A 22,009-nucleotide genomic window follows, 5' to 3' on the forward strand; every position below is an offset into this window, starting at 1 on the left:
TAACAAGAAGATCAAATGAACATGAATATGCAAGTCAATCAGACACCAGCGCCAGGCAAGGATGCAGATGTAATCATCGTGGGCGGCGGCCCCGTGGGTATGGGGCTGGCGATAGAGCTGGGTCAGCGCGGCGTTCGCTGTATCGTCGTGGAACGCTACGCCAAGCCGCAACCGATTCCCAAGGGGCAGAACCTGACCCAGCGCACCATGGAGCATTTCCACGCCTGGGGTGCGGAAAAGCAGCTTCGCGCAGCTCGTACCATTCCGCCCGAATACGGCATAGGAGGCCTGACGGCCTACAACACATTGCTGGGGTCTTATTCTTACGACTGGCTCCAGCGCGATCTCGTCAAGCCTTACTATTTCACGGCGAACGAGCGCCTGCCTCAGTACGCCACGGAAGCGGTTCTGCGGGATAGAGCCGCCGAGCTGCCATCTGTTGAGACCTTTTACGGCTGGAACTTCGATACCTTGCAGCAGGACGACGAGGGCGTCTGCGTCACGGTATCCGAAAAGAACGGATCGGATCGCAGGATGCTGCGCGCAAGCTATGTCGTCGGCTGTGATGGAGCCCGATCGGGCGTGCGTCAGCAGGCAGGCATCACCCAGACCAAGACCGACCATGATCGCCTCATGGTACTGCTCGTGTTCCGCTCACAGGGACTGCACAAGTTGCTCGAGCGCTTTCCTGGCAAGTCCTACTACAACGTGCTTCAGCCTGAGCTCAAGGGCTACTGGAAATTCTTCGGTCGCGTCGATCTGGGCAATACCTGGTTCTTCCATGCGCCAGTGCCACCGGGAACCACGGCAGACAACTTCGACTTCCAGGCCTATCTGGAAGATGCTGTCGGAGCGCCTTTCGATGTCGAGTTCGAGCATATAGGCTTCTGGGATCTGCGCTTCATGCTTGCCGACAGTTACCGCTCAGGCCGGGTCTTCATTGCTGGCGATGCAGCGCACAGCCATCCTCCCTATGGCGGCTATGGCGTGAATTCGGGACTGGAAGATGCACGCAATCTCGGGTGGAAGCTGGCAGCAGTGCTGAAAGGCTGGGGCAGCGAAACATTGCTGGACTCCTATGACCAGGAACGCCGCCCGGTATTCAGATCCACCATTGACGACTTTATTGCCAAGTCCATAGAGACCGATCACCAGTTTCTGGACAGCTTTGATCCAGAAAAGGATAGAAGTGCTTTTGAAGCCGCCTGGAGTCAGAGGGCCAATGGGGCAGCAGGCGAGGTGCATGCTTTCGAGCCCAACTATGAGGGCTCTCCCATTGTGCGCAGCACTCGGGCGTCGGCCGTCGGCGATTGCAGCGCCAAGGGCTCACATATATTCACCGCACGTGCCGGTCACCACCTGGCTCCGGCCGCGCTCGGCGATGGCCGGAATATATTCGAGCATCTGGGGCAGGGCTATACGCTGCTGGCCGCCGATACGCCCGCGCAAACGCTTGAGACATTCCGCTATATTGCCGACACCAATCGGCTGCCCCTGAGCATTGTCGAAACTACCAAAACGGATGAGTTTGCGCGCTATGAATCTGACCTGATACTGATTCGACCGGATGCATTTGTGGCCTGGACGAGTGGCGAGAAATTCCTGTCGAACGAGGAGGTGGAAAGTCTGCTCAAGGCTGTCGCCTGAAGGATCGAGGGCCGCTCGATGCCCTTCGCCCGAGTCGCTCCCGGGCCTGTGCGAGGAGCCGCCTGATGCCAGGACTGGCGTCCCGGCAGCAGGCGGCAGCGCACAAAGGACTGCCGGCCTGCAAGGCGCCTGGAAGTGCCCGGCCAGAGCGGGCAGGGTTCAGGCAATCAGCGCGCGGGTCAGCAGGTCGACTCCTGCCAGGAAATCGTCTATGTCCATGGCCTCATGCGGATTGTGAGAGCCATTTTCGTTGCGGATAAAGACCATGGCCGAGGGTACGCCGGCATTCGCAAACACTGCCGCATCATGGCCGGCTCCGCTGGCCATGCGCTCCGGTTTCATGTCCTGTCCGGCGGCTGCCTCCAGACGGTTCAGCCAATCGGCATCCATGGTGGCGGGCTCCGTGAACAGGCGCTCGTCGAACTCGAAACGCACGCCGCGGGCGCGCTCTATGGCCTGGCACTCTTCGCGCATCAGGGTATAGAAGCGCTCCAGCGTCTGGGTGTCCTGGCTGCGTACCTCGAAGCTGAAGGCCACTTCGCCGGGAATCACGGAAACTGCATGCGATTGCGCCGAGGTGGAACAGATGCCCGTGGTCATCACCATGTCCATGCCCATCTGCAGCAGCACGCGCCAGTGTTCGTCCATGCGCGACAGCAACTCGGCAACCGCCAGCAATGCATCCTTGCGCAACCAGCGCGGCACGGCGCCCGAGTGGCCGGTTTCACCGATGCAGCGGATCAGGTTGTGGCGGACGTTGCCTCGGATGCCGGTGACCAGGGCCACCGGCCAGCCCCGATTGACCATGACCGGACCCTGCTCGATATGCAGTTCCAGATAGGCTGAGACATTGGCGAGATCCAGCAGCGGCTCGGCGCGCTCAATGGCATCGACATCGGCTCCGCAGCGCGACATGGCTTCGCTCAGGATGCCGAGGCCATCGCGGTGAGGCCTCTTCAATGTGGCGGCAGGCAACTTGCCCAGCAGGGACAGAGAGCCCAGATAGGCCTTGCCGTACCAGGCGCTTTCCTCGCCACGCAGGGCCAGCACGCGCAGCGGGGGCGCCTGTTCGTGGCGGCCGCGCAGCTGAAGCAGCATCAGCATGCCGGCGACAATGCCTGCCAGTCCGTCGAAGTTGCCGCCCTGCGGCACGGAGTCGGCATGCGAGCCAACCACGACAAAGGGCTCGGCACGGTTTTCTTCTGGCAGGCTCAGCCACAGGTTGCCGGCTCTATCCCATTCATGGCTCAGGCCCAGATCTTCGGCCCGGTCCTCAAGTATGCGCAGCGCAGCAGTCTCGCCTTCGCCATAGCTTTCGCGGGTTACGCCCAGGCCGTCACGGGTGGCTTCGCGAATTTCCGAGAGCAGGGCTTGCGCCAGTGCGCTGATATCCGTCAGGGTGTTGCAGGCCATCATGCTCCGCTACCTCCGTGGCGGATGGACCAGTCCACAGGCGAGGCCGAGAAGTCCGCCAGCGTGGCTTTTTGCTCCGCATTGAGCTGTCCGCTTGCCAGCAGTGCTTCGTGCAGCTGATTCCAGGTTGCCAGGGCGTGCAGGGACAATGCGTGGTCGGCCAGCGTGCCGGCCTGGGGGGCATAGAGCGCATAGTCGAGCAGAACCAGTACATCCTCGATCACGGGGCCTGCGCGGCGCAAGGCGGCAACCGTACCGGCCTTGGAGCGGCCGTCGGTGGTGACGTCATCCACCAGCAGGACCTTGGCGTTGTCGGGCAGGCGACCTTCGAGCTGGGCCGTGATGTCCCAGCCGACGGGGCGTTTGCGCAGATAGAGCATGGGCAGCTCCAGGCGCTCGGCCAGCCATGCGGCAAAAGCAATGCCCGAGCTTTCGGTTCCCACGATGGCATTGATGCCGCGTGCAGCAATCAGAGGGCGCATGCAGCGGGCCGCGATGTCCATGATTTCACCGCGCAGTGCGACATCGGACATCAGGACTTGCGCATCCACATAGACCGGGCTGGCCCAGCCCGAGGTATAGATAAACGGTTGATGCGAAGCAATGCGTACAGCGCCGAGGCCGACCAGGGCCTGGGCAACGCGTGGCGCGTCGGAAGCGGAAAGAAGCATGTGAGTGTGTGTTTGCAAAGCGGGCATGTTAAGTAGCCAGGCCTGCGGCAAGAAGTGGCTAAAATTCCTCGAGCCGTTCCAAAACGAGATGGCTCGTGCTTTGTGCCTGGGCGTGACCGGGTACCTTTTGCCGAAATCCCCGGCTGCGCCTTCAAATGCCCGCCGGCCATTGACCATGTCCGACTTCACTTCGCCGCGCAGCTTTCTGCGTCAGATCGACCTGTCATCACTGGATCTGTTCGTGCTGATCTGCGAATGCGGCAGCATTGCGCGTGCGGCCGAACAGGGCGGCATGGTCGCGTCGGCCGTGAGCAAGCGTGTTGCCGAACTGGAATCCCTGGCGCGCACTCCCTTGCTGTTGCGCCATGCCCGCGGAGTGCGTCCGACTCCTGCCGGAGAGTTGCTGCTGGCGCACGCCCGCACGATTCTTCTGGGGGTCGAGCATCTGCGCGACGACCTGGGCGAATATGCGCGCGGCATACGCGGGCTGGTGCGTCTCAGTGCCAATGCCTCCGCCGTGGAGCAGTTTCTGCCCGAGGATATTGCGATCTTCGTGAAACATCATCCCGACATCCGCATCGATCTGCGCCAGGCGACCAGCCGCTCGGTGGCACGCGCCGTGCGTGATCACATGGCTGATCTTGGCGTCTGCAGCCCCAGTGACGAAGTCGAGGGGCTGGAGTCCATGCCGTATCGGCGCGAGCGCATGGTGCTGATCATGCCCAGTGATCACGCTCTGGCCCGGCATCCGGAACTGGCCTATGAAGAAGCGCTGGACTACGCCCAGATCGGCTTGCGCGACAGCAGCATCGTTCAGGAGATGCTCAATCGGCAAGCCCGCGCCGGCAGACGCATGCTGCGACAGCGCATCGAGGTTGACAGCCTGAGTGCCATGTGCCGAATGATTGAGTGCGGACTGGGCGTGGGCGTCATGCCCGAAGGTGCCTACCAGCGGCTGGGCGAGGCACGCGCTCTGCATGCCGTGCCGCTGACCGATGCCTGGGCAGAGCGCAGCCTCAAGCTGTATGCCAGCAGCTTTGCCGACCTGCCTGCGCCGGCCAGACATTTTGCCCAGGCCCTGATGCCCAAGGACTGAGGCCGGGCTGACATGGTCAGACGGCGCAGGCAGCCCGGTAGGTAGAGGACTGCCTAGCGTGTGACAGCCAGGTCTCAGCTTGTCCTTGTCGTCCACTGCTGCTGCGCCCACATGCCGACCAGCATGGCGGCGACAAACAGCCAGACCTGTGGTGTGAGCGTCGCGAGATTCATCAACGCGGGGCCGGGGCAAAAGCCCGCCAGTCCCCAGCCTATGCCGAACAGGGCAGAGCCCGTCAGCAGCTTGCGATCAATGACGGTGCTGGCAGGCAGCTGCATGGGTTCGCCCAGCAAAGCCGTGCTGCGGCGCTTGGCCCAGGTGAAGGCAATCAGGCCGACTGCGATGGCGCCGCCCATGACGAAGCCCAGAGAGGGATCCCAGCGACCGAAAAAATCGAGGAAGTTCTGTACCTTGGCCGGGTTGCCCATGCCCGAAAGAATCAGGCCCAGACCGAACAAAAGCCCGCAAGGCAGGGCTGCAATACTGGGGATCATGATGGTCCTTTGTGGCGACTCAAGCGATGACATGGCGCATCACGAACACGGTGATGGCGCCCGTGGCGATAAAGCACAGCGTGGCGGCCAGCGAGCGCACTGACAGGCGCGATAGCCCGCACACCCCGTGACCGCTGGTGCAGCCCGAGCCCATGCGCGTGCCAAAGCCCACCAGCAGTCCTGCGGCGATGATGATCGCCGGGCTGGATGGCAACTCCATGGCTGGCAGTGGGGCAAACAGCGACCAGAGCAGCGGAGCGGCGACCATGCCCAGGATGAAGGCCAGGCGCCAGCCCCAGTGCTTGACTGACGACCAGGTCGGCAACTGCAGCAAGGCTGCGGCGATGCCGCTGACGCCGGCTACCCGGCCCAGCAAGGCAATGAGCAGGGCGGCAGAAAGGCCGATCAGCAGGCCGCCGGCCAGCGATGCCCAGGGCGTGAACTCGCTCCAAAAGATATTCATGCGGTCTCTCCCGGTTGGCAAAACAGTTGGTACAGGGCTTGCATCAGTTGCAGGGCGCGGGCATCGGTCAGCTGATACCAGATGAACTTGCCTTCGCGGCGCGTGCTGACCAGGCCCTCGCGGCGCAGAATGCCCAGTTGCTGGGACAAGGTGGGCTGGGACACGCCGGTCAGCTGCTCCAGCTCACTGACCGTGCGCTCCTGCTGGGCGAGCTGGCACAGCAGCAGCAGCCGGTCTTCGTTGCCGAGCAGCTTGAGCATGGCCACGGCCTCGCCCGCATGGGCGCGCATGGCCTGCAGATTCAGCGCGGCTGGTGCTTCGTCAAGGCTTGATGAGGACATGACTTCTTTCGTCAAAATATTTTCATATATTATATAAAAAAGTATATTGATTGCCGAGTTTCAGAATTTCAGTTGTGCCGTTCAAGGAGTTGCCATGTCAGTCAGCGTGATGCATATCGAGCCGTTTTTTGATACCGCTACCGGCACCCTGAGCTATGTCCTGGCCGACACGGTCAACGCTCAGGCTGCCGTGATTGACCCGGTGCTGGATTTTGAACCGAAGTCGGGCACCCTGAGCAGCCGTTCAGCGGATGCACTGATCGACTATGTGCGCGGCAGAGGCTGGCAGCTGCAGTGGATACTGGAAACCCATGCGCATGCGGACCATCTCTCGGCGGCCCAGCATATTCGCCACCACCTGGGCGGCAAGGTGGCGATCGGTGCCCATATCTGCGATGTACAGGCCGTGTTTCGCAAGATCTATCACTTCGAGCGCAGCTTTCTGCCCGACGGCAGCCAGTTCGACCATCTGGTGCAGCATGGCGAGCGTCTGCCACTGGGTCAGCTGGAGCTGCTGGCCATGCATGTGCCCGGCCATACCCCGGCCGATATGGCTTATCTGGTGGAAGATGCCGTGTTTGTTGGCGATACCCTGTTCATGCCCGACGTGGGCACGGCCCGTGCCGACTTTCCCGGCGGCGATGCGTCGACGCTCTATCGTTCGATCCGGCACATTCTGGCCCTGCCTGAGCAGACCCGCATCTTTGTCTGTCACGATTACCCTCCGGCGGGGCGCAAGCCGCAATGGCAGACCACGGTGCAGGCCCAGCGCAGCGGCAATATCCATGTGCATGATGGCGTCAGCGAGGCGGAGTTCGTACAGATGCGCACTGCACGCGACGCCACGCTGGAGATGCCCACGCTGATTCTCCCTTCGGTGCAGGTCAATGTGCGGGCGGGCAAGTTGCCGCCCGCACAGGATGATGGCCGTACCTATATTCAGCTACCCATCAATGCCTTTGCCAAGAATGGGCAGCTGCCGCAGGGTCTACAACAGTGATTAATGCGCTGTGCTGCTCTGACTGGCGTTGGCCGCGCGTTTGCTGTTCAGCTCATTGAGTCTGAGCTGCAGGCGCACCATGTGCTCGGCATAGACCAGCACTTCCTGCGTGGGCAGAGGCTTGGCGACACGGCGGGCATAGACATTCAGCGCCCCTTGGGCCACCTCGGGGTCATCGCTGTCCGCATACCAGGCCCAGTCGGCCAGATGAGAGGCCAGCTCCGGATTGCTGTCTGCCAGCGCCACTGCACGCTGGATCACCTGCCTGGCACCGCCTGCCAGCTGCACCAGCTCCCTGGCTTCATGGTCCAGAGGCGCCGGGCGCCAGTGCGATGGAATATCGTCCCACCAGCCACTGTATTCGCTGACCACCATGCGGCCGATGTCCTTGGCCGAGACATAGAGCTCGCGTGCATCGCTGCGCTTGGCCAGCTGCGGCGGTAGCGCCACTTTTTCAATGACCTGATCGCGGCGCGCTCCGCTGTTCAGGCCGGCCACCACCTGGCTGGAGATGCTGTCCAGCATCTGGGCTTGCGCCGGCAAGCGATCCTGGATTTCTTCAGGCCTGGTCATGGCTGGGCCATGAGCGGGCAGCAGCAGCCGGGGCTTGAGCGCGGCCATGTCGCGCAGGGCCTGAGCCCACTCCTCGGGGTAGCGCTGGCGGCGCTTGCCATTTCCCGCATTGGGCAAAAAACCCTGGAAGTAGTCGGCACTGGCCACAATGCCGCGACCGGGTACAGCGACCCAGATCTGGTCTTCGGTCTCGCCGCGCGCATGGGTCAGCACAAAGTCTTCGCCGCCTATGGTGAGCGTGGTCTTGTCCTGGAAGGTCTGTGTGGGGCGCACTGCATCGGCCCAGGTGCGCGGCACGTCGGCCACGCTTTGCTGGTTGTTGCGCGCGATCAGACCGTTGCTGCGCATGTCCAGCTCCATCTGGGCGATGAAGCGCTGCTCGGTCACCACACGCGGCTTCTGCTCCATCAATGCCCAGGCGCCAAAGGCATGGTCGGCATGAAAGTGCGTCAGGATGACGGTGTGCAGCGGCTTGTGGCTGAGCTGCTTCAGCGTCTCGGCCAAGGCCGGGCCTGCGGGGGCGTAGCCGCTATCGACCAAGACCAGGCCTTCGTCGGTCTCGAAGACCACCACATTGACGATGGGAAAGCGCAACAGCCAGGTACGCGGAGCCACGGCCTCGACCTTGAGTCTGGCTCGGGCCTCTGCAATGGCTGTCTGGTCGGTTCGGCTGTACATGCTGTTGGCCACTGCATACGACAGCTCGGTGCCAAAGCCACCGCCTTCCATGATGGATTGGACCATCTGCGGATTGGCCTTGAACACCTGGGCGCGGGCAGCAAGCACGGCGGGGCTTTTCGCTCCCGAGCCGCCGCGGTCATCCTGATCGTGGGCGTTGGCCGTGCCCGTACCGAGCTGGCCCAGCGCCAGGGCCGTGACAAAGGCGTATCGGTAGAGACGAGATATTTTTTTCATGTTTGCCATCACTGCATTCATTGGGCGTTGATCCGTTGCACCGGCTCCAGAATCCACGAAGGATCCAGCACCTCTGGCCAGGGCTGGTAGGCGCGGGCCATCAGATAGAACAGGTTCTTCTCGGGCGTGGGCAGCCAGTTGGCACGCTTTTCAGGGCCCGGGTCCGCGGGTTGCAACCAGATGTCCAGGCTGCCGTCGGCGTTGAACTTCATGCCCTTGGTGCGGTCGCCAATGGAGTAGCGGTTGATGGGGTTGTCCACCATGTATTGGCCTCCGGTCACGAATTCATAGAGAGAGATGGACCAGAATGCATCGGCAGGCAGACGACCCTGGGGCAAATGCAGGCGATAGGCTCGGCCCTCGCCCAGTGCCTGGTGGTTGCCGTCGACGCTGGCGGCAAAGTAGGTGGCTTCCGCAGCCGCCAGGCCAAGGATGCCGCCCGACATGGCTGCCGACTGGGCACGCATGGCGTAGTTGTTGCCAAAGCCATCCGGCAGGCGATAAGGGGTCCAGCCGTTCCTGCGTCCAGGCTCAGCCGTCTTGCGAGCGGCATTCAGGCGATTCTTGAGTTCGTTTTTCTCGATCTCGGGCGCCAGGTTCAGCCAGCGCTGCTGCACGGCCTCGGGCAGCTTGTCCCAGCTGCAGGCCTTGCCACAGATGCCCACGCTGGCAAAGCGCTGCAGCAGCGCGTGTTCCGTGCCGGGAGGCGGGTTGCGGGCCAGGGCCTCATTGCTCACATCGACAAAGCGCCCCCAGTCCTGGGCTTGCGGCTTGATCTGCGGACGGTCTGCGCCGGTCCTGAGCACAGGCTCCATGCGAAAGCCGTCCTGCACGGCATGAGCGCTCTTGAGGTCATCTTCACCGGTGACCAGCACGCGCAGATTCAGATAGACATCCCGCGTGGGTGCGCGCACGATCTGGTCGACCTGAGGGATCTTGCCGCTCCAGCGCGGGCCGACCAGGGCTACCTTGCGTGCCTTGGTGCCGCCAATGCGCCGGCCCACGTAGGAGAAGGTGTTGAGATCTGCACCAATCATGGCGATCACGTAGTAGCGGCCATGGGTTTCGGGTAGGGACAGCACCAGGGGAGATTCCTCGAGATCCAGCCAGGCGGTGGAGTAGAAGGTGTCGCGAATAGGGCCGTTGGCCCAGCGGTCCTTGGGCGTGGCCAGGTGGCGCGAGTGGCGGAAGTGGTTGAGCGTGGTGGCGGTGGGGGAGTCCTTGACCTCCAGTGCTTCATGCCGCATTTTCATGAATTCCTGATAGGGGTAGGCGTAGAGCATGGCCTCGCGGATCAGGCTGTCCAGAGCCTGCTCTTCGGTGGCGGCGGGCGTCTGGGCATAGGCCATGCCCAGGCAAAGGCCCAATGCCGCAGCCGCCATGGCGCGCAGCCCGGCGCGGTTCAACTTTGACATGAGATTGAAATGGTGTGGTGGTGTTGATGACCGGGGCCGGTGCTTTCTTCATCCCGGCCCAGGCCTTTTTTGCGGCGAGCACCGCGTGCAGCGTGTGTCAGCGGCTCATGGAGGCGGCAGCTGCTCAGGTGCCGGCGTTGCGCGTGGCTTCAGGGGTGAACATGGAGGGGTTCATGTCTCCCTTGTTGAGCACGGGGCCCTTGGGGCGCTCCTGGAATAGGTTGTAGGCCACATAGCCGCCGCCGACCAGGTCATGGTAGAAGGCCGTGCCTGCATGCCAGGCGCTGGAGTCGAACGCGTAGTAGTAATTGATGAGGCCTTGCTGCCACAGATTGCCGCGTGCATCGTAGAAGTCGCTCATCACGGCGTGGCCGGTGTCTTCGTCAAGGAAAAGCACACGCTTGCCATAGAGATGGCGATAGCCTTCCTTGAGCGTGGCTTCCAGCACCCAGACGCGGCGCAGCTCGTAGCGCATGTAGTCGGGATTGGCATGGCCGGGCTTGAGCAGATCGGCGTACTTCACGGTATTGGCGTGAATCCTGTACGCGTTGGCGGGAATGTAGATTTCCTTCTTGCCCAGATTCTTCCAGTTGTAGCGCTCGGGAGAGCCATTGAAGAGACGGTCGGAGTCAATCGTCATCTTGGCGCCCACGCCGCCGCCCATGGGCTGGTCAAAGCCGTACTCGGGGATCTGGCGCACCCGGCGTGTGCCCGGGTCATAGCTCCAGCCCAGGCGCTTGTCCTTGCCGAAGTTGACTGGCTCACGGCTGACGCTGACCCCGCCTTTCTCGCGCTCGGGCAGCTTGACCGCATTCATGCCCTGGGCCATGGTGCCTTCCAGCGGCTTGCCGGCCTGCTCGGGGGAGTTCAGCAAGCTCATGCTGCGGTTGTCGGCGCGGCCAAAGACGGTGGAGCCGTCCTGCATCACATAGGCATTGTCACGCAGTGTGTGTTCGGTGAACGAGCGCAGCGGAAACAGGTTGTTGAAGGCCAGTTCCATGCCGGTCTTGGGGAAGGGGAACGGTATGGCTCCCTTGACCGCGTTGTCGGCACCCATTCCGTCGGCGCTGATCACGGCGTTCTGCGCATTGGCTTTGGCAGAGGCACAGGCAAAGTCCGGATAGCGGAAGTCGCGGTGGCCCGGATAGACGGGAATGCTGAAAGTCTTTGGGTAGCGCGCAAACAAGGCCTTCTGGCCTTCGGTCAGATTGGCGGCGTACTTGGCGACATTCTCGGCCGTGATGGAGAACAGGGGCTTTTCATTGGCATAGGGGTCCACCGGGTGCTGGCCTGCATGCGGCGTGTACTGAACTCCAGGCGGCGTTCCCAGCCATTTGCCCGTGTATTCGGGTACGCCGCTGGCGGTGCCGGCCTTTTCGGCACCGATACAGGTCAAGGACTTGCCCAGCTTTTCAATTTCTTCGGGGCTGCCTTTGGCGGCGGCTGCACCAGCCATGACGCCGGTCACGGTCAGCGCGATCAGGGCGCGGTAGCTCAGGTTGCTTTCCATCACGAATCCTCAAAGATGTATGTGTGCAGCATTTGCACTATCGATCTGCCCGCGAATCGGGCCAAGGTCTAGTCCAGGTCAGCTAGTCGCTGACTTGACGCCTGTCGATGAATTCAATGTTCAAGCGAGCTTTGCTGCTCACCATCGCTCGTTTGGACTAGCCCCTAAGGCCTAGCGAAGTCACCTCAGAGACAGACTGCCGCTCCAGCCCTGCGTTGACTCGCTTGGGTAAGGGAAAACCTGTGGCATCCGACCTCGGGAAAACCAAGATGAAAATGCGCTCGAGGGATATCGGGCGTATTGCTCTTGAAAGCAAAAGGCCGCCATGGGCCGGGCGACGTAGGCCGCAAGGACTAGCGTTGTCTGAAGACCCAGGTGGCGGAGTGCCTGCTTTGCTGTCAGGCCTTGCCGGTGCGGGAATCAGCTGTCGGGCATGCCAAACAGGTCATGCGCATCCAGCAGGGCCCAGGCAATCTCGGGCCTTCGCTCCATCCCCTTGCGGATGGCTGCGGGAATGCTCTGACGTGTTTTGCGGCATAGACCCGGCAGGTCGCCAAGCTCGATCTGGATGCCGCGCATGGTGCGCACCTCGTTGTTGCCGGGGGTGATACGTATCTCCAGGCCCAGGAGCGCGTGAATGCGTTGCTGCATATGCTCGAGATCGACCAGGCTGCTGATGCTCTCCAGACGCTGCAGCAGCTTTTTCTCTTCCTCGCGCGTGAGCTGCAGAATGCGCAGATCCGCATCCGGCGTGCTCAGCAACTGCTCGCGCCGGCAGTCGCAGGCACCGGGCGGGCATTCAACACGGATGGGCAGAGGGGGCGGCTGCATAGGGCGGCAGAGAAAACCAGGGGCAGATGCAAGCATGCTAAGGCCTGCAAGGCCGTGCCGCCAGTGGGGGCAGGCCCGGGCAGGGTCTGCGTTGGAGGGTGCGCCGGCGGTGCCATAAGTGAATTCACTTGTCCCAGTTGCTCTCAGGTTTGCCTAGACTCAGGCATTATTGAGGGTTACTACTAAAAGTAGGCTGGCTTGCTCTGCCGGCATCTACCAGAACGAAGGCCTGCATTGCCCGCTGCCAGGCAGCGCTGCGGCTGGGATGGGATCAATCACTTTTTATAGCGTCAAACGCATTGTTCATGCGTGATTCGCAATATTTTTCATGATAGAAATTCGGGATTTATCCCTGACATACCAAGGCCCCAAGGGCCCGGTGCACGCCTTGCGTGGCATCAATCTGGAAATCGCTTCGGGCGAGGTGTTCGGCATCATCGGCCGCTCCGGCGCGGGCAAAAGCTCGCTGGTGCGTTGCCTGAACCTGCTCAACCGCCCCACGGAAGGCAAGGTCATCGTCAACGGACGTGACCTCATGCAGCTGTCCGTCGGCGAGCTGCGCGCCGCGCGCCGCGACATCGGCATGGTGTTCCAGCACTTCAATCTGCTGTCCTCGCGTACCGTGTATGACAACGTGGCCCTGCCGCTGGAGCTGGCCGGTGTTTCCAAGGACGAGATTTACCAGCGCGTGACGCCGCTGCTGGAGCTGGTGGGCCTGGATCATCTGGCCGACCGCTATCCGGCCCAGATTTCCGGCGGGCAGAAACAGCGCGTGGGCATTGCCCGGGCACTGGCCAGCAATCCCAAGGTGCTGCTCAGCGACGAAGCCACTTCGGCGCTGGATCCCGAAACCACACGCTCCATTCTGGATCTGCTGCGCAAGGTCAACCGCGAGTTGGGCGTGACCGTGGTGCTCATCACCCACCAGATGCTGGTGATCAAGCAGATCGCCGACCGCGTGGCCGTGATCGACGGTGGCGAGATTGCCGAGCTGGGGCCCGTGATCGACGTCTTCACCCGGCCACAGCAGACGATCACCAAGAGCCTGATCGATGAAATCGTGCCCCAGCAACTGCCCGAGTCGGTGATGAAGCGCGTGAACCAGCTGGCCGCCCTGCTGCAGCCTGGCCAGCAAGGCCAGCTGCTGCGCCTGTCCTATGCGGGCGAGAGCGCCTATCAGCCGATTCTCTCGCACCTGATTCGCGAGCTGGGTCTGGATCTGTCGATTCTGCACGGGCAGATCGACGAGATCCAGGAGCAGACCTTTGGCTCGCTGGCGGTCTACGCCAGCGGCGAGGCCGCCAAGATTGATGCTGCCGTGGAGCACCTGCGTGCCAGCGGTGTGCAAGTGCAGATCGTGTCCAGCAAGGATTGAGAGCGATGTTTGAGAATTTTTCGGAAATGATGCTCCAGCTGCTGCTGGATTCCTTCTGGGAGACGCTGATCATGGTCGGCATCTCGGGCCTGATCGGCGGTCTGATCGGTATTCCGCTGGGCGTCTTCCTGCGCCTGACCGACCATGGCGGCATCTTGCAGAACGGTCCGGCCAACAAGGTCGTGGGCTGGATCGTGAATGCGCTGCGCTCCACCCCCTTCATCATCTTGCTGGTGGCCATCATTCCGCTGACGCGCCTGATCACGGGCTCCTCCATCGGCACCTGGGCGGCCGTGGTGCCGCTGACGATTGCGGCGGCGCCGTTTGTGGCCCGTCTGGTGGAAACCGCCTTGCGCGAGGTCGATGGCGGCCTGATCGAGGCGGCCCAGTCCATGGGCGCAACCACCGGCCAGATCGTCTGGAAGGTGCTGCTGCCCGAGGCGCTGCCCGGCATCGTCGCGGGCCTGACCATTAGCTTCGTCAGCCTGACCGGCTACTCGGCCATGGCGGGCGCCATTGGCGGCGGCGGCCTGGGCGATCTGGGTATCCGCTACGGCTACCAGCGCTTCTTGCCCGACGTGATGCTGGTCGTGGTGATCATTCTGATCTTCTTTGTGCAGGCCATTCAAAGCCTGGGCGACTGGGCCGTGCGACGCCTGAGCCATCGCTGAGCCGCGGTGCACATTACCAAAAATTAAGAAAAGGGGGGCTGCCCGGAAACAGGCTGCCCCCTCTAAAATGCAGGTTCAAGATTTTTTGAAAGGCCGCTCTTGATCAAGGGTGGCCATGATTTTTTCTGGGTAGATAACAGCAAATGATGGATGGTTTGATAACCGGCCGACTCACCGGCGTTCCCGAGAGTCGCGTAGACCGCAACCGCCGCCCCTATATGGTGGCTCGCATGCGGGCCAACGCAGGCGACGGCTCCTCGATTCCCGTGAATATCGTCGCTTTCGACAACGCACCTTGCGCCGTGCTGCGCAGTCTCTCCGAAGGCGATGCGATTGCCCTGCGCGGCAGCTTCACGCCCAAGGTCTGGATCGACAGGCAGGACGAGTCCCATGCCGTGCTCGACGTGGTGGCACAGCAGGTGCTGGCTGCGCCCTCGATGTCCGACCTCTGATGGCCTGCACCGCGCCACACAAGCCCGCTACCGTGAAGGAGCGGGCTTTTTTGTGGGCGCTCTGCCTGCTGCAGTCAGCGCATCCGGGCTTGCATGGCCAATCCGTAGTTTGCATCTGAGCAATCTGTCTAAGAAACAGCGCTCGGGCAGCTGAAACTGGCGCTACAGTCTTAGCCACTCTCAATCTTCCGTACAAGGAATCTGCATGTTGAACAAGCGCTCGCTTTTGCGCACCACATTGGCCGTGGCTGCTGCGGCCACGCTGGGCTTTGCCGCCCAGGCCCAGGACAAGACCATCAAGATCGGCGTGACCGCCGGTCCTCACGCGCAGATCATGGAAGTGGTGAAGAAGGTCGCCGCCAGGAACGGCCTGAACCTCAAGGTCATCGAGTTCGGCGACTATGTCCAGCCCAATGCGGCACTGGCCGCCGGCGATCTGGATGCCAACAGCTACCAGCACCGTCCCTATCTGGATGCCCAGATCAAGGATCGCGGCTACAAGATCGGCTGGGTGGCCGACACGGTGAATTTCCCCATCGGCATCTATTCCAAGAAGATCAAGGCCTTGTCCGAGCTGTCCACGGGCGCCAAGTTCGGCATTCCCAACGATCCCACCAATGGCGGCCGCGCGCTGCTGCTGCTGCAGACCCAGGGTCTGATCAAGCTCAAGGAGGGCGCGGGCCTGAAGGCCACACCGCTGGATGTGGTCTCCAACCCCAAGAAGCTCAGGTTTGTCGAGCTGGATGCGGCCCAGCTGCCACGTTCGCTGGACGACCTGGAGGCCTCCACCGTCAACACCAATTTCGCGATCTCTGCCGGTCTGAATCCCAAGAAGGATGCGATTGCGCTGGAGTCGGCCAAGAACCCCTATGTGAACATCATGGTGGTGCGCGATGCCGACAAGAACCAGCCCTGGGTCGCCCAGCTGATCAAGTCCTATCACTCCGACGAGGTGCGCCAGTTCATCGACAAGGAGTTCAAGGGCTCGGTCTTCCCGGCGTTCTGATGACCTCCTGAGGCGCTTTGCGCCGGCGCCTCCGAGGGGGACGACAGCCTCGCTGCGCGGCGGCGCTTGCAGGCTGTCTCCTTGATGGGGCGGTCGGGCATCGAACCAGGCGCTGCACTTGCAGCGTTTTTTTACTGCTCTTCATTGCATAGCTGCTAACGCCTGTTGTTATTGGGTTTCAGGTAGAAAACAAACTGAAATCCTTTACTGGATTGCGTTGGCTGCTCATTTATTCAAGAGTCTGAAACCACTCGGCGATAGGGGCACGGGTCGTGCGCGTCTGGTTGACGGGGGCGGACTCGTCGGCCCAGCCCAGGGCCAGGCCGCAGACGATGTGCTTGCTGTCGGCCAGGCCCAGCACGCGGCGCACGGTGGCCGGGTACGAGGCCAGGGCGCCGATGGCGCAGCTGCCCAGGCCCATGGCGGCGGCGGCCAGTTGCAGGCCGTAGAGCGTCATGCCCAGGTCCATATAGCCGCCGGGGCCGTAATGGGCGTCGATGGTGACGACCAGCGCCACGGGCGCATCGAAGAAACGGTAGTTGCGCGCAAATTGCGCTTCGCGTCCGGCGCGGTCGTCGCGCGCCACGCCCAGGGCGCCGTAAAGCGCCTGGGCCGAAGCCACCTGGCGCTTACGCAGCTGCATGGGCATGGGGCGCGGAAAGTAGGCGTAGTCCTCGCATTCGGGCACCTGGCTTTCAACGTCCTGCAGCAGGGCGGCAGTGAGTTGCTCGCGCAGCTTGCCACGCACCGCGATCAGCTGGCCTGGCTGCAGATTGCCGCCGCTGGGCGCCTGGCGCGCCGTCAGCAGCAACTGATGCAGCAGCGCATCTGGCACGGCATCGGGCAGGAAAGCACGTGTGGAGCGGCGCTGCTGCATCAGCGCCATGCCTGCCGGCAAGTCGAAGTCTTCAGATGTTTTTGCGACTGAACCGTTGCTGGACATGAGGTAATAGCTATCAAAAATGAATTCAGGAAGAGGCTTGCAGCCATTGCACCAGGGTTGCCGCGCCAATGCCGCCGGCTCCGGCAATGGCCGCCAGGCCGAGTGTGGCCTTGGGTGTCGATGACTGGGCCTGATACTCAAGCTGGGCCAGGCAGCGCACCAGAGCAATCGCGCCTGACGCGCCGATCGGGTGGCCGCGCGCCAGGCCGCCGCCCGCGCTGTTGATCTGCTCGGGCGCAATGCCCATGGCGGTGCAAAAAGCCAGGCCTTGCACGGCAAAGGCGTCATGCAGTTCGATGGCCGACAGCTCTCGCGCCAGCAACGGTGGTTTGTGCGACCCGGCCAGCGCATGGCTGCCTCGGGCCAGCACCATCTGGGCTGCTGCAATGGCGGCCAGCAGTGGAGTTTCCGGCGCGGCGCCCACGCTGGCGCTGGCCAGCCATTGTGCGCGGGGCTGCAGATTCCAGCGGGCGCAGGCCTCGGGCGTGGCCAGCAGGACCAGGGCCGCACCATCGGCCTTTGCAGAGACGGTCAGGGGGCTGAGGGCGTGGGCGGTGATTTCGTCGACACTCGCACCCTCATGGCTGCCCCGGGCCAGCACCGGCATGCGCGCGGCACGAGCGGGCTGCAGCGCACGCGGATAGGCGTCGGCCGCAAGCCCTGCCACAGGCACGATTTCCTGGGCGAGCTGCGCCTGGGCCGCCAGGGCCCGGCTGTGGCTCAGCAGCGCATACTGCTCCTGCTGGCTGCGGCTGAAGCCATGCGTGAGCGCATAGTCGGCCGCCGATTGCAGCATATCGGGATCGCGCTCGGGATCGGGGGCAAAGGGAGGGCGCTCGTAGCCCTGGGGTTGCTCGCCGGGGTGCAGCGGGCGGGTCTGGCGAATAGGGGCGCGGCTCCAGGCCTCGATGCCACCGGCAATCATCACCTCGGCCTGACCCGATTGCAGCAGACCCACAGCCATGGCCACCGCATCCAGGCCCGAGCAGCACTGGGTATCGATGGTGTGCGCGGCGCAGCCGTCGGGCAGGCCGGCGGCCAGTGCCAGCATGCGTGCCGGGTTTCCGCCAGCGCCCAGAGCGTTTCCGATCACGACCGCGTCGACGGCGTGGGCCGGCAAGCCGCTTTGCTGCAGCAGTGACAGCAGCAGCGGCCGGCCCAGTTCATGGGGGCTGAGCCGAGCCAGGGCCGAGCCGATCGGTGCCACCGGGCTGCGGGCCCAGGCAATGATGGGGGTCGTGCTTGGCATGGGCCTCAACTCTGCCACGGCCGCAATGCGGGGAGCCGGGCAGGGGATATGCCAGCGTCGGCAGGCGCTGTCATCCGGGCGCGCAGGGCCTGGGCCAGCTGGCCGTGGTCGGTCTTGCCGCTGGCTGTCTGTGGCCAGTGCTCGCAGATCCACCACTGGCGCGGCACCTTGAAGGCTTCGGTGCGCTCGCGCAGCCACTGGTTCAGCTCCAGGGCCGAAGGCGCCTCGGTCTGGGGCCTCCATTGCAGCACCGCGTGTACCTGCAGACCGCGCAGCGCATCGGCCTGGCCGTGCAGCGAGACCTGGGCAATCGCCGGGTGGCTGGCCAGCAGGTTCTCCACTTCCTCGGGAAACAGGTTCTTGCCCTGGGTGACGATCATGCGGCTCTGGCGTCCTGCCAGGCACAGCATGCCGCGTTCGTCGATATGGCCCATGTCGCGCACGGACAGCCAGTCACCGTCGCGCAGCACGGCCGTGGCGTCATGGGCATCGCCCACATAGTCCATGAACAGCATGGGGCTGCGGATATAGATCAGGCCGTCGCTGGCGTGGCTGGTGCCATGCTCGGCCAGCGCATTCTCGGCGGCATCGCTGCCGGTGGGGCGAATGGATAGCTCCACATTGCTGAATGGCCTGCCCACGGCCTGCGGGCCGCTGGCTTCGTCGGCATCCATCCAGGCCACAAAACTGGCCTCGGAGGCTCCGTAGAACTCGATGATGCGGGCCTGGGGGAACAGGGCGCGCAGCGCCGGCGTGTGGGCGCGCATCCAGCGCGCGCCGCTGATGGTGATCAGTTCGACCTCGGGAATGGGTGCGAGCTGGCGATGCTCCGCCCATTGCAGCATCAGCAGCAACTGGCTGGGCACGGCGACAAGGCAGGGCGTATCCCCGCCCGCCAGGGTCGCGAGACAGCGCGAGGCAGAGAACTTTTCCTGCATGACGGCGCCGCAGCCATACCAGATGCCTTGCATGGCCCCGAACAGAAACAGCGAGTGCGAGATGCGCCCTGGTGCCAGCGTGCGCTGGGCGACGACAGGGCCGAAATCCTGCAGGCCGACGCGAAAGCTTTCCGTCCACGACAGATGGTGGCGCTTGAAGCCCTTGGGCAGGCCGGTGCTGCCCGAGGTAAAGCCGGTATAGAAGGCGGCTGTCGGTGCTGCCGATTCCAGCTCACAGGGCTGCCCGGGCAGCCAGCCTTCAATGCGCTGGCGCACGGCCGGCTGCCAGTCGGGGTCGGCGACCGCCGCGCAGCGGCCGCTGCGGATCACGGCCAGAAAGTCCACCAGTCGCTCCAGGGTGGAGCGGCTGGCATCCAGCAGCAGCATCTGCGGCGCGCGTTGCGCCACCAGGCGTGCCGAGCGCAGCTCGACCTCCGTGTGCAGCCGGCCAAAGGTCCAGGAGTCGGCCTCGCTCTGCAAGGCCACCACATCGGGTCGCTGCTGCGCCCAATAGGCCAGCGGGCCATGCACCAGTTGCCAGAAGCCTTGCAGCGGCGCGGCAGCGGACAGCGCCTTCATCGGCGACCGCCAAAGCGCCAGTCCGGCAGACCGCGTGCCACTGTGTGAACAATCAGTGCGCAGAGAATGCATTTGATGAAGTCGCCGGGCACAAAGGCCAGCGTCACGGCAAAAGCCTGGTTCAGGCTCATCTTGGCGATCAGCATCAGGCCCAGCACGCCAAAGGCATGCAGACACAGCAAGCCACCGAGCACGGAGGCGATGAAGGCGCTCAGTGCCGTGCGGCGCGGCGTGCTTTGCGGCAGGGCGGCCATGATGGCGCCTGTCACGGCGGCGGCCAGCGCATAGCCGATCAGATAGCCGGCAGAAGGTGCCATGAAAACGCCGATGCCGCCGCGGCCGCCCGACAGCAGGGGCAGGCCCACGGCTACGGCCGCGAGAAACAGCACCATGGATTGCATGCCGCGCCAGGGTCCGAGCATGACGCCTGCCAGCATCACGCCCAGCGACTGGATGGTGATGGGCACGCCGAACGGCAGGTCGATCTTGGGAATCAGGCCCATCACGGCCATCAGCGCCGCAAACAGCGATACCTGGGCCATGGAGCGTGCGCCGCCGCGCGATACGGTGTGAGAGGGAGTGGTGGTCATCAACAGTCTCCTAGAAACCCAGTCTTGCCCAGAGGGCGTCGGCTACACGGCGCGTGGCCTGCAGCATATGAATCGTCAGCGGTGCAATCAGACGCAGGCCGCCGCTTTTGCCGGTGCGCAGCCGGTATGCTTCGTCCAGCTTCTTCCATTGCACAAAGAAATGCTCGGTAAAGCGCAGCATCAGCGCAAGCTGCATGGCCACGCGCTCGGTGGGGATGCCCAGGCGGGCCAGCGGGGCCAGCAGCCATTCCAGCACCTCGACCAGATCGCTGGGGCGAGTGGTCACGGTCAGCACAATGCCCAGAGTCGAGGCGCAGACCAGCCGAAGGCTGCTGACGGCCGCCAGCACCGGATTGCCCATCAGCACATGAAAGCCCGCCACCAGCAGCGCCGCGACGATGACCGAGCGCATCAGCCGGCGTGCCACCTGGGTGGCCTGGCCCAGCGATATCCAGAGCAGCAAGCAGGCTGCGCCACAGCCCGCCAGCACCCAGGGGCTGGCTATCAGGAACAGCAGCGTGCCAAAAACCGCCAGCAGCAGGAGCTTGAGGCCGGCCGACCAGCGATGCAGCCAGGTCGCCACTTCGCTGTAGAGGCTACCCATGCAGGTCTCCGTGGGAGGTTTTCTGCATCAGCTGCTCCCGCACGGAAGTCTCGTAGGCGCTGCAGATGTCGCGGCCCGGGCCGTCGCCGCGCAGCCGGCCCTGCTCCAGCCAGATCACGCGTTCGAAGTCGCGCACATGATCGAGCACATGGGTGGAGACCAGCACCTGTTGCGGTGCGGCAGCGATATCCTGGGCCAGGCGGGCCTGACCGGGCAGGTCCAGGCTGGCAAAGGGCTCGTCCAGCAGCAGCAGCTGGGGGGCGGCAATCAGCAGCGAGAGCCAGCACACGAGCTGGCGCTGGCCCTGGCTCAGGCTGCTGACGGCCCGCTCGGCCCAGTGGGCCAGACCGCGTGCGGCCAGCAGCTCGCGCGCCCTGGCTCTGGCCTGCTGCTTGTTCAGACCCTGGGGGCGCAGCCCCAGCGCCAGTTCTTCCTCCACGGTGGGGAAGATGATCTGATCGTCCGGGTTCTGGAACATCAGGCCGATCAGGCCCGGCCGGTTCTGGCGCGCCTGCAGCAAGGGCATGCCATCCACCAGCACCTGTCCGGCCTGAGGCAGATCGAGCCCGCAAAGCAGGCGGAACAGGCTCGATTTGCCTGCGCCGTTGTTGCCGATCACGCCGATGCGCTTTTGCGTCAGGCTCAGGTTCAGGCCGTCGAACACCTGGGTCTGGCCGCGCTGCAACCGTATGTCGACCAGCTGCACGCCCTGTTGGGTGGGGCTTTGCAAACTGTCGCTCATGCGCCAGCTCCTGCTGCAGCAAGGGCAGGGCTGAAAGACGCCGGGCTGGAATGTGGATGGCAAGGAGCGAAAAGGGCTGACATACGGGGAGAGTCTGAAACTGTGCCTCGGCTTCAAACATGCGAGGCAGCGTTGGTGGCGGATTCTAGCGCTGTGAATTTGCTTTCAAAAGACTGCCATCTGAGCTCTTTTTATGTGAATTTCCTATAAGAAATGATTTCTTTACCTGCGGCGGCTGTCTGTTTCCATTGGGGCCGCATTTCGTCGCAGTTGTGTGCCTGATGACAGCGTGTTGCAGAGTGAAGAGTTCTGCGTGCCGTTCTTGCCTGCTTCAGAGGCTAACTTCGCTCAAGCTGCGCGAGCGCTAGCGAGAAGATTCATGAGGTTGGCCGTGGATAGCCATGTTTTGGCGTGGTTTGCACTGCTGATGAGCGCAAGCTGCAGTGGGCCGTTGCCGTGAGGCAATCAAGCCGGCGCGAGATTGGCGGTTT

At 63.3% G+C, this 22,009-nt stretch carries 22 protein-coding genes; 7 read left to right on the forward strand and 15 right to left on the reverse strand.

Going from position 1 to position 22,009, the window contains the following annotated elements:
* Positions 1-21: 21 nt before the first annotated feature.
* Complete coding sequence (locus FSY59_RS04555; RefSeq protein WP_148728539.1) at positions 22-1,647, forward strand: FAD-dependent monooxygenase; 1,626 nt, start codon at positions 22-24, stop codon at positions 1,645-1,647.
* 159 nt (positions 1,648-1,806) lie between these two features.
* Here the strand turns inward: FSY59_RS04555 and FSY59_RS04560 are convergent, their stop codons facing one another.
* Positions 1,807-3,063 (reverse strand): hydantoinase/carbamoylase family amidase, encoded by a 1,257-nt coding sequence (locus FSY59_RS04560; RefSeq protein ID WP_148728540.1) that lies wholly within the window; start codon positions 3,061-3,063, stop codon positions 1,807-1,809.
* The gene (locus FSY59_RS04565) at positions 3,060-3,731 is read right to left on the reverse strand and encodes an orotate phosphoribosyltransferase (protein WP_003055759.1); all 672 of its coding nucleotides are present in this window, start codon (positions 3,729-3,731) and stop codon (positions 3,060-3,062) included. The genes FSY59_RS04560 and FSY59_RS04565 overlap by 4 nt, the downstream gene beginning before the upstream one ends.
* 175 nt (positions 3,732-3,906) lie before the next feature.
* Between FSY59_RS04565 and FSY59_RS04570 the strand changes: the two genes are divergently transcribed.
* Complete coding sequence (locus tag FSY59_RS04570) at positions 3,907-4,827, forward strand: LysR family transcriptional regulator (RefSeq protein ID WP_043372351.1); 921 nt, start codon at positions 3,907-3,909, stop codon at positions 4,825-4,827.
* Positions 4,828-4,901: 74 nt separating this feature from the next.
* On the opposite strand, the gene FSY59_RS04575 is transcribed toward FSY59_RS04570, so the two are convergent.
* From FSY59_RS04575 to FSY59_RS04585, 3 genes are read right to left on the reverse strand one after another with little or no spacing between them, the layout of a single operon-like run.
* Complete coding sequence (locus FSY59_RS04575) at positions 4,902-5,321, reverse strand: YeeE/YedE family protein (RefSeq protein ID WP_003055755.1); 420 nt, start codon at positions 5,319-5,321, stop codon at positions 4,902-4,904.
* 19 nt (positions 5,322-5,340) lie between these two features.
* Positions 5,341-5,784: a YeeE/YedE family protein gene (locus FSY59_RS04580; protein ID WP_043372355.1), complete on the reverse strand. Its 444-nt coding sequence runs from the start codon at positions 5,782-5,784 to the stop codon at positions 5,341-5,343.
* Positions 5,781-6,125, reverse strand: a complete 345-nt coding sequence (locus tag FSY59_RS04585) for a helix-turn-helix transcriptional regulator (protein WP_148728541.1) — start codon at positions 6,123-6,125, stop codon at positions 5,781-5,783. Before FSY59_RS04585 ends, FSY59_RS04580 begins: the two co-directional genes overlap by 4 nt.
* Before the next feature lie 94 nt (positions 6,126-6,219).
* On the opposite strand from FSY59_RS04585, the gene FSY59_RS04590 reads away from it, so the two are divergent.
* Complete coding sequence (locus tag FSY59_RS04590) at positions 6,220-7,125, forward strand: MBL fold metallo-hydrolase (RefSeq protein WP_043372357.1); 906 nt, start codon at positions 6,220-6,222, stop codon at positions 7,123-7,125.
* Here the strand turns inward: FSY59_RS04590 and FSY59_RS04595 are convergent, their stop codons facing one another.
* The 4 genes from FSY59_RS04595 to FSY59_RS04610 form a co-directional block, all read right to left on the reverse strand.
* Entirely contained in the window at positions 7,126-8,613 is a 1,488-nt protein-coding gene (locus tag FSY59_RS04595; RefSeq protein ID WP_255439153.1) for an MBL fold metallo-hydrolase, read from the reverse strand. It lies immediately after the preceding gene.
* Positions 8,614-8,630: 17 nt separating this feature from the next.
* Complete coding sequence (locus tag FSY59_RS04600; protein WP_148728543.1) at positions 8,631-10,028, reverse strand: DUF1254 domain-containing protein; 1,398 nt, start codon at positions 10,026-10,028, stop codon at positions 8,631-8,633.
* A 124-nt stretch (positions 10,029-10,152) separates the two neighbouring features.
* Complete coding sequence (locus FSY59_RS04605) at positions 10,153-11,538, reverse strand: DUF1329 domain-containing protein (RefSeq protein WP_148728544.1); 1,386 nt, start codon at positions 11,536-11,538, stop codon at positions 10,153-10,155.
* A gap of 420 nt (positions 11,539-11,958) precedes the next feature.
* Positions 11,959-12,369, reverse strand: coding sequence for a hypothetical protein (locus FSY59_RS04610; RefSeq protein WP_003055734.1), 411 nt, complete (start codon positions 12,367-12,369; stop codon positions 11,959-11,961).
* Between the two features lie 328 nt (positions 12,370-12,697).
* Between FSY59_RS04610 and FSY59_RS04615 the strand changes: the two genes are divergently transcribed.
* The 4 genes from FSY59_RS04615 to FSY59_RS04630 all read left to right on the forward strand — a co-directional run bounded on the left by FSY59_RS04615 (position 12,698) and on the right by FSY59_RS04630 (position 15,873).
* Positions 12,698-13,744, forward strand: a complete 1,047-nt coding sequence (locus FSY59_RS04615) for a methionine ABC transporter ATP-binding protein (RefSeq protein WP_003055732.1) — start codon at positions 12,698-12,700, stop codon at positions 13,742-13,744.
* Between the two features lie 5 nt (positions 13,745-13,749).
* Positions 13,750-14,415, forward strand: coding sequence for a methionine ABC transporter permease (locus tag FSY59_RS04620; protein ID WP_003055731.1), 666 nt, complete (start codon positions 13,750-13,752; stop codon positions 14,413-14,415).
* A 146-nt stretch (positions 14,416-14,561) separates the two neighbouring features.
* Positions 14,562-14,867, forward strand: a complete 306-nt coding sequence (locus tag FSY59_RS04625; RefSeq protein WP_230629988.1) for a single-stranded DNA-binding protein — start codon at positions 14,562-14,564, stop codon at positions 14,865-14,867.
* 205 nt (positions 14,868-15,072) lie between these two features.
* Complete coding sequence (locus tag FSY59_RS04630; RefSeq protein WP_043372372.1) at positions 15,073-15,873, forward strand: MetQ/NlpA family ABC transporter substrate-binding protein; 801 nt, start codon at positions 15,073-15,075, stop codon at positions 15,871-15,873.
* Positions 15,874-16,102: 229 nt separating this feature from the next.
* Here FSY59_RS04630 and FSY59_RS04635 read toward each other — a convergent pair whose 3' ends face one another.
* Genes FSY59_RS04635 through FSY59_RS04660 form a run of 6 tightly spaced genes read right to left on the reverse strand, consistent with a single transcriptional unit; the run spans position 16,103 to position 21,518 of the window.
* Positions 16,103-16,816, reverse strand: coding sequence for a nitroreductase (locus FSY59_RS04635; protein WP_051962168.1), 714 nt, complete (start codon positions 16,814-16,816; stop codon positions 16,103-16,105).
* Positions 16,817-16,841: 25 nt separating this feature from the next.
* Complete coding sequence (locus FSY59_RS04640; RefSeq protein WP_148728545.1) at positions 16,842-18,065, reverse strand: thiolase family protein; 1,224 nt, start codon at positions 18,063-18,065, stop codon at positions 16,842-16,844.
* Positions 18,066-18,070: 5 nt separating this feature from the next.
* The gene (locus tag FSY59_RS04645; protein WP_050871963.1) at positions 18,071-19,582 is read right to left on the reverse strand and encodes an AMP-binding protein; all 1,512 of its coding nucleotides are present in this window, start codon (positions 19,580-19,582) and stop codon (positions 18,071-18,073) included.
* Positions 19,579-20,172, reverse strand: coding sequence for a biotin transporter BioY (locus tag FSY59_RS04650; protein WP_003055723.1), 594 nt, complete (start codon positions 20,170-20,172; stop codon positions 19,579-19,581). The genes FSY59_RS04645 and FSY59_RS04650 overlap by 4 nt, the downstream gene beginning before the upstream one ends.
* A gap of 10 nt (positions 20,173-20,182) precedes the next feature.
* A complete protein-coding gene (locus FSY59_RS04655; RefSeq protein WP_003055722.1) occupies positions 20,183-20,776 on the reverse strand; it encodes an energy-coupling factor transporter transmembrane protein EcfT in 594 nt (197 codons plus the stop codon).
* Complete coding sequence (locus tag FSY59_RS04660; protein ID WP_148728546.1) at positions 20,769-21,518, reverse strand: energy-coupling factor ABC transporter ATP-binding protein; 750 nt, start codon at positions 21,516-21,518, stop codon at positions 20,769-20,771. The genes FSY59_RS04655 and FSY59_RS04660 overlap by 8 nt, the downstream gene beginning before the upstream one ends.
* Positions 21,519-22,009: the final 491 nt, after the last annotated feature.

This window comes from Comamonas sp. Z3 (genome assembly GCF_008121565.1).
Taxonomy (GTDB): Bacteria; Pseudomonadota; Gammaproteobacteria; order Burkholderiales; family Burkholderiaceae_C; genus Comamonas; species Comamonas brasiliensis.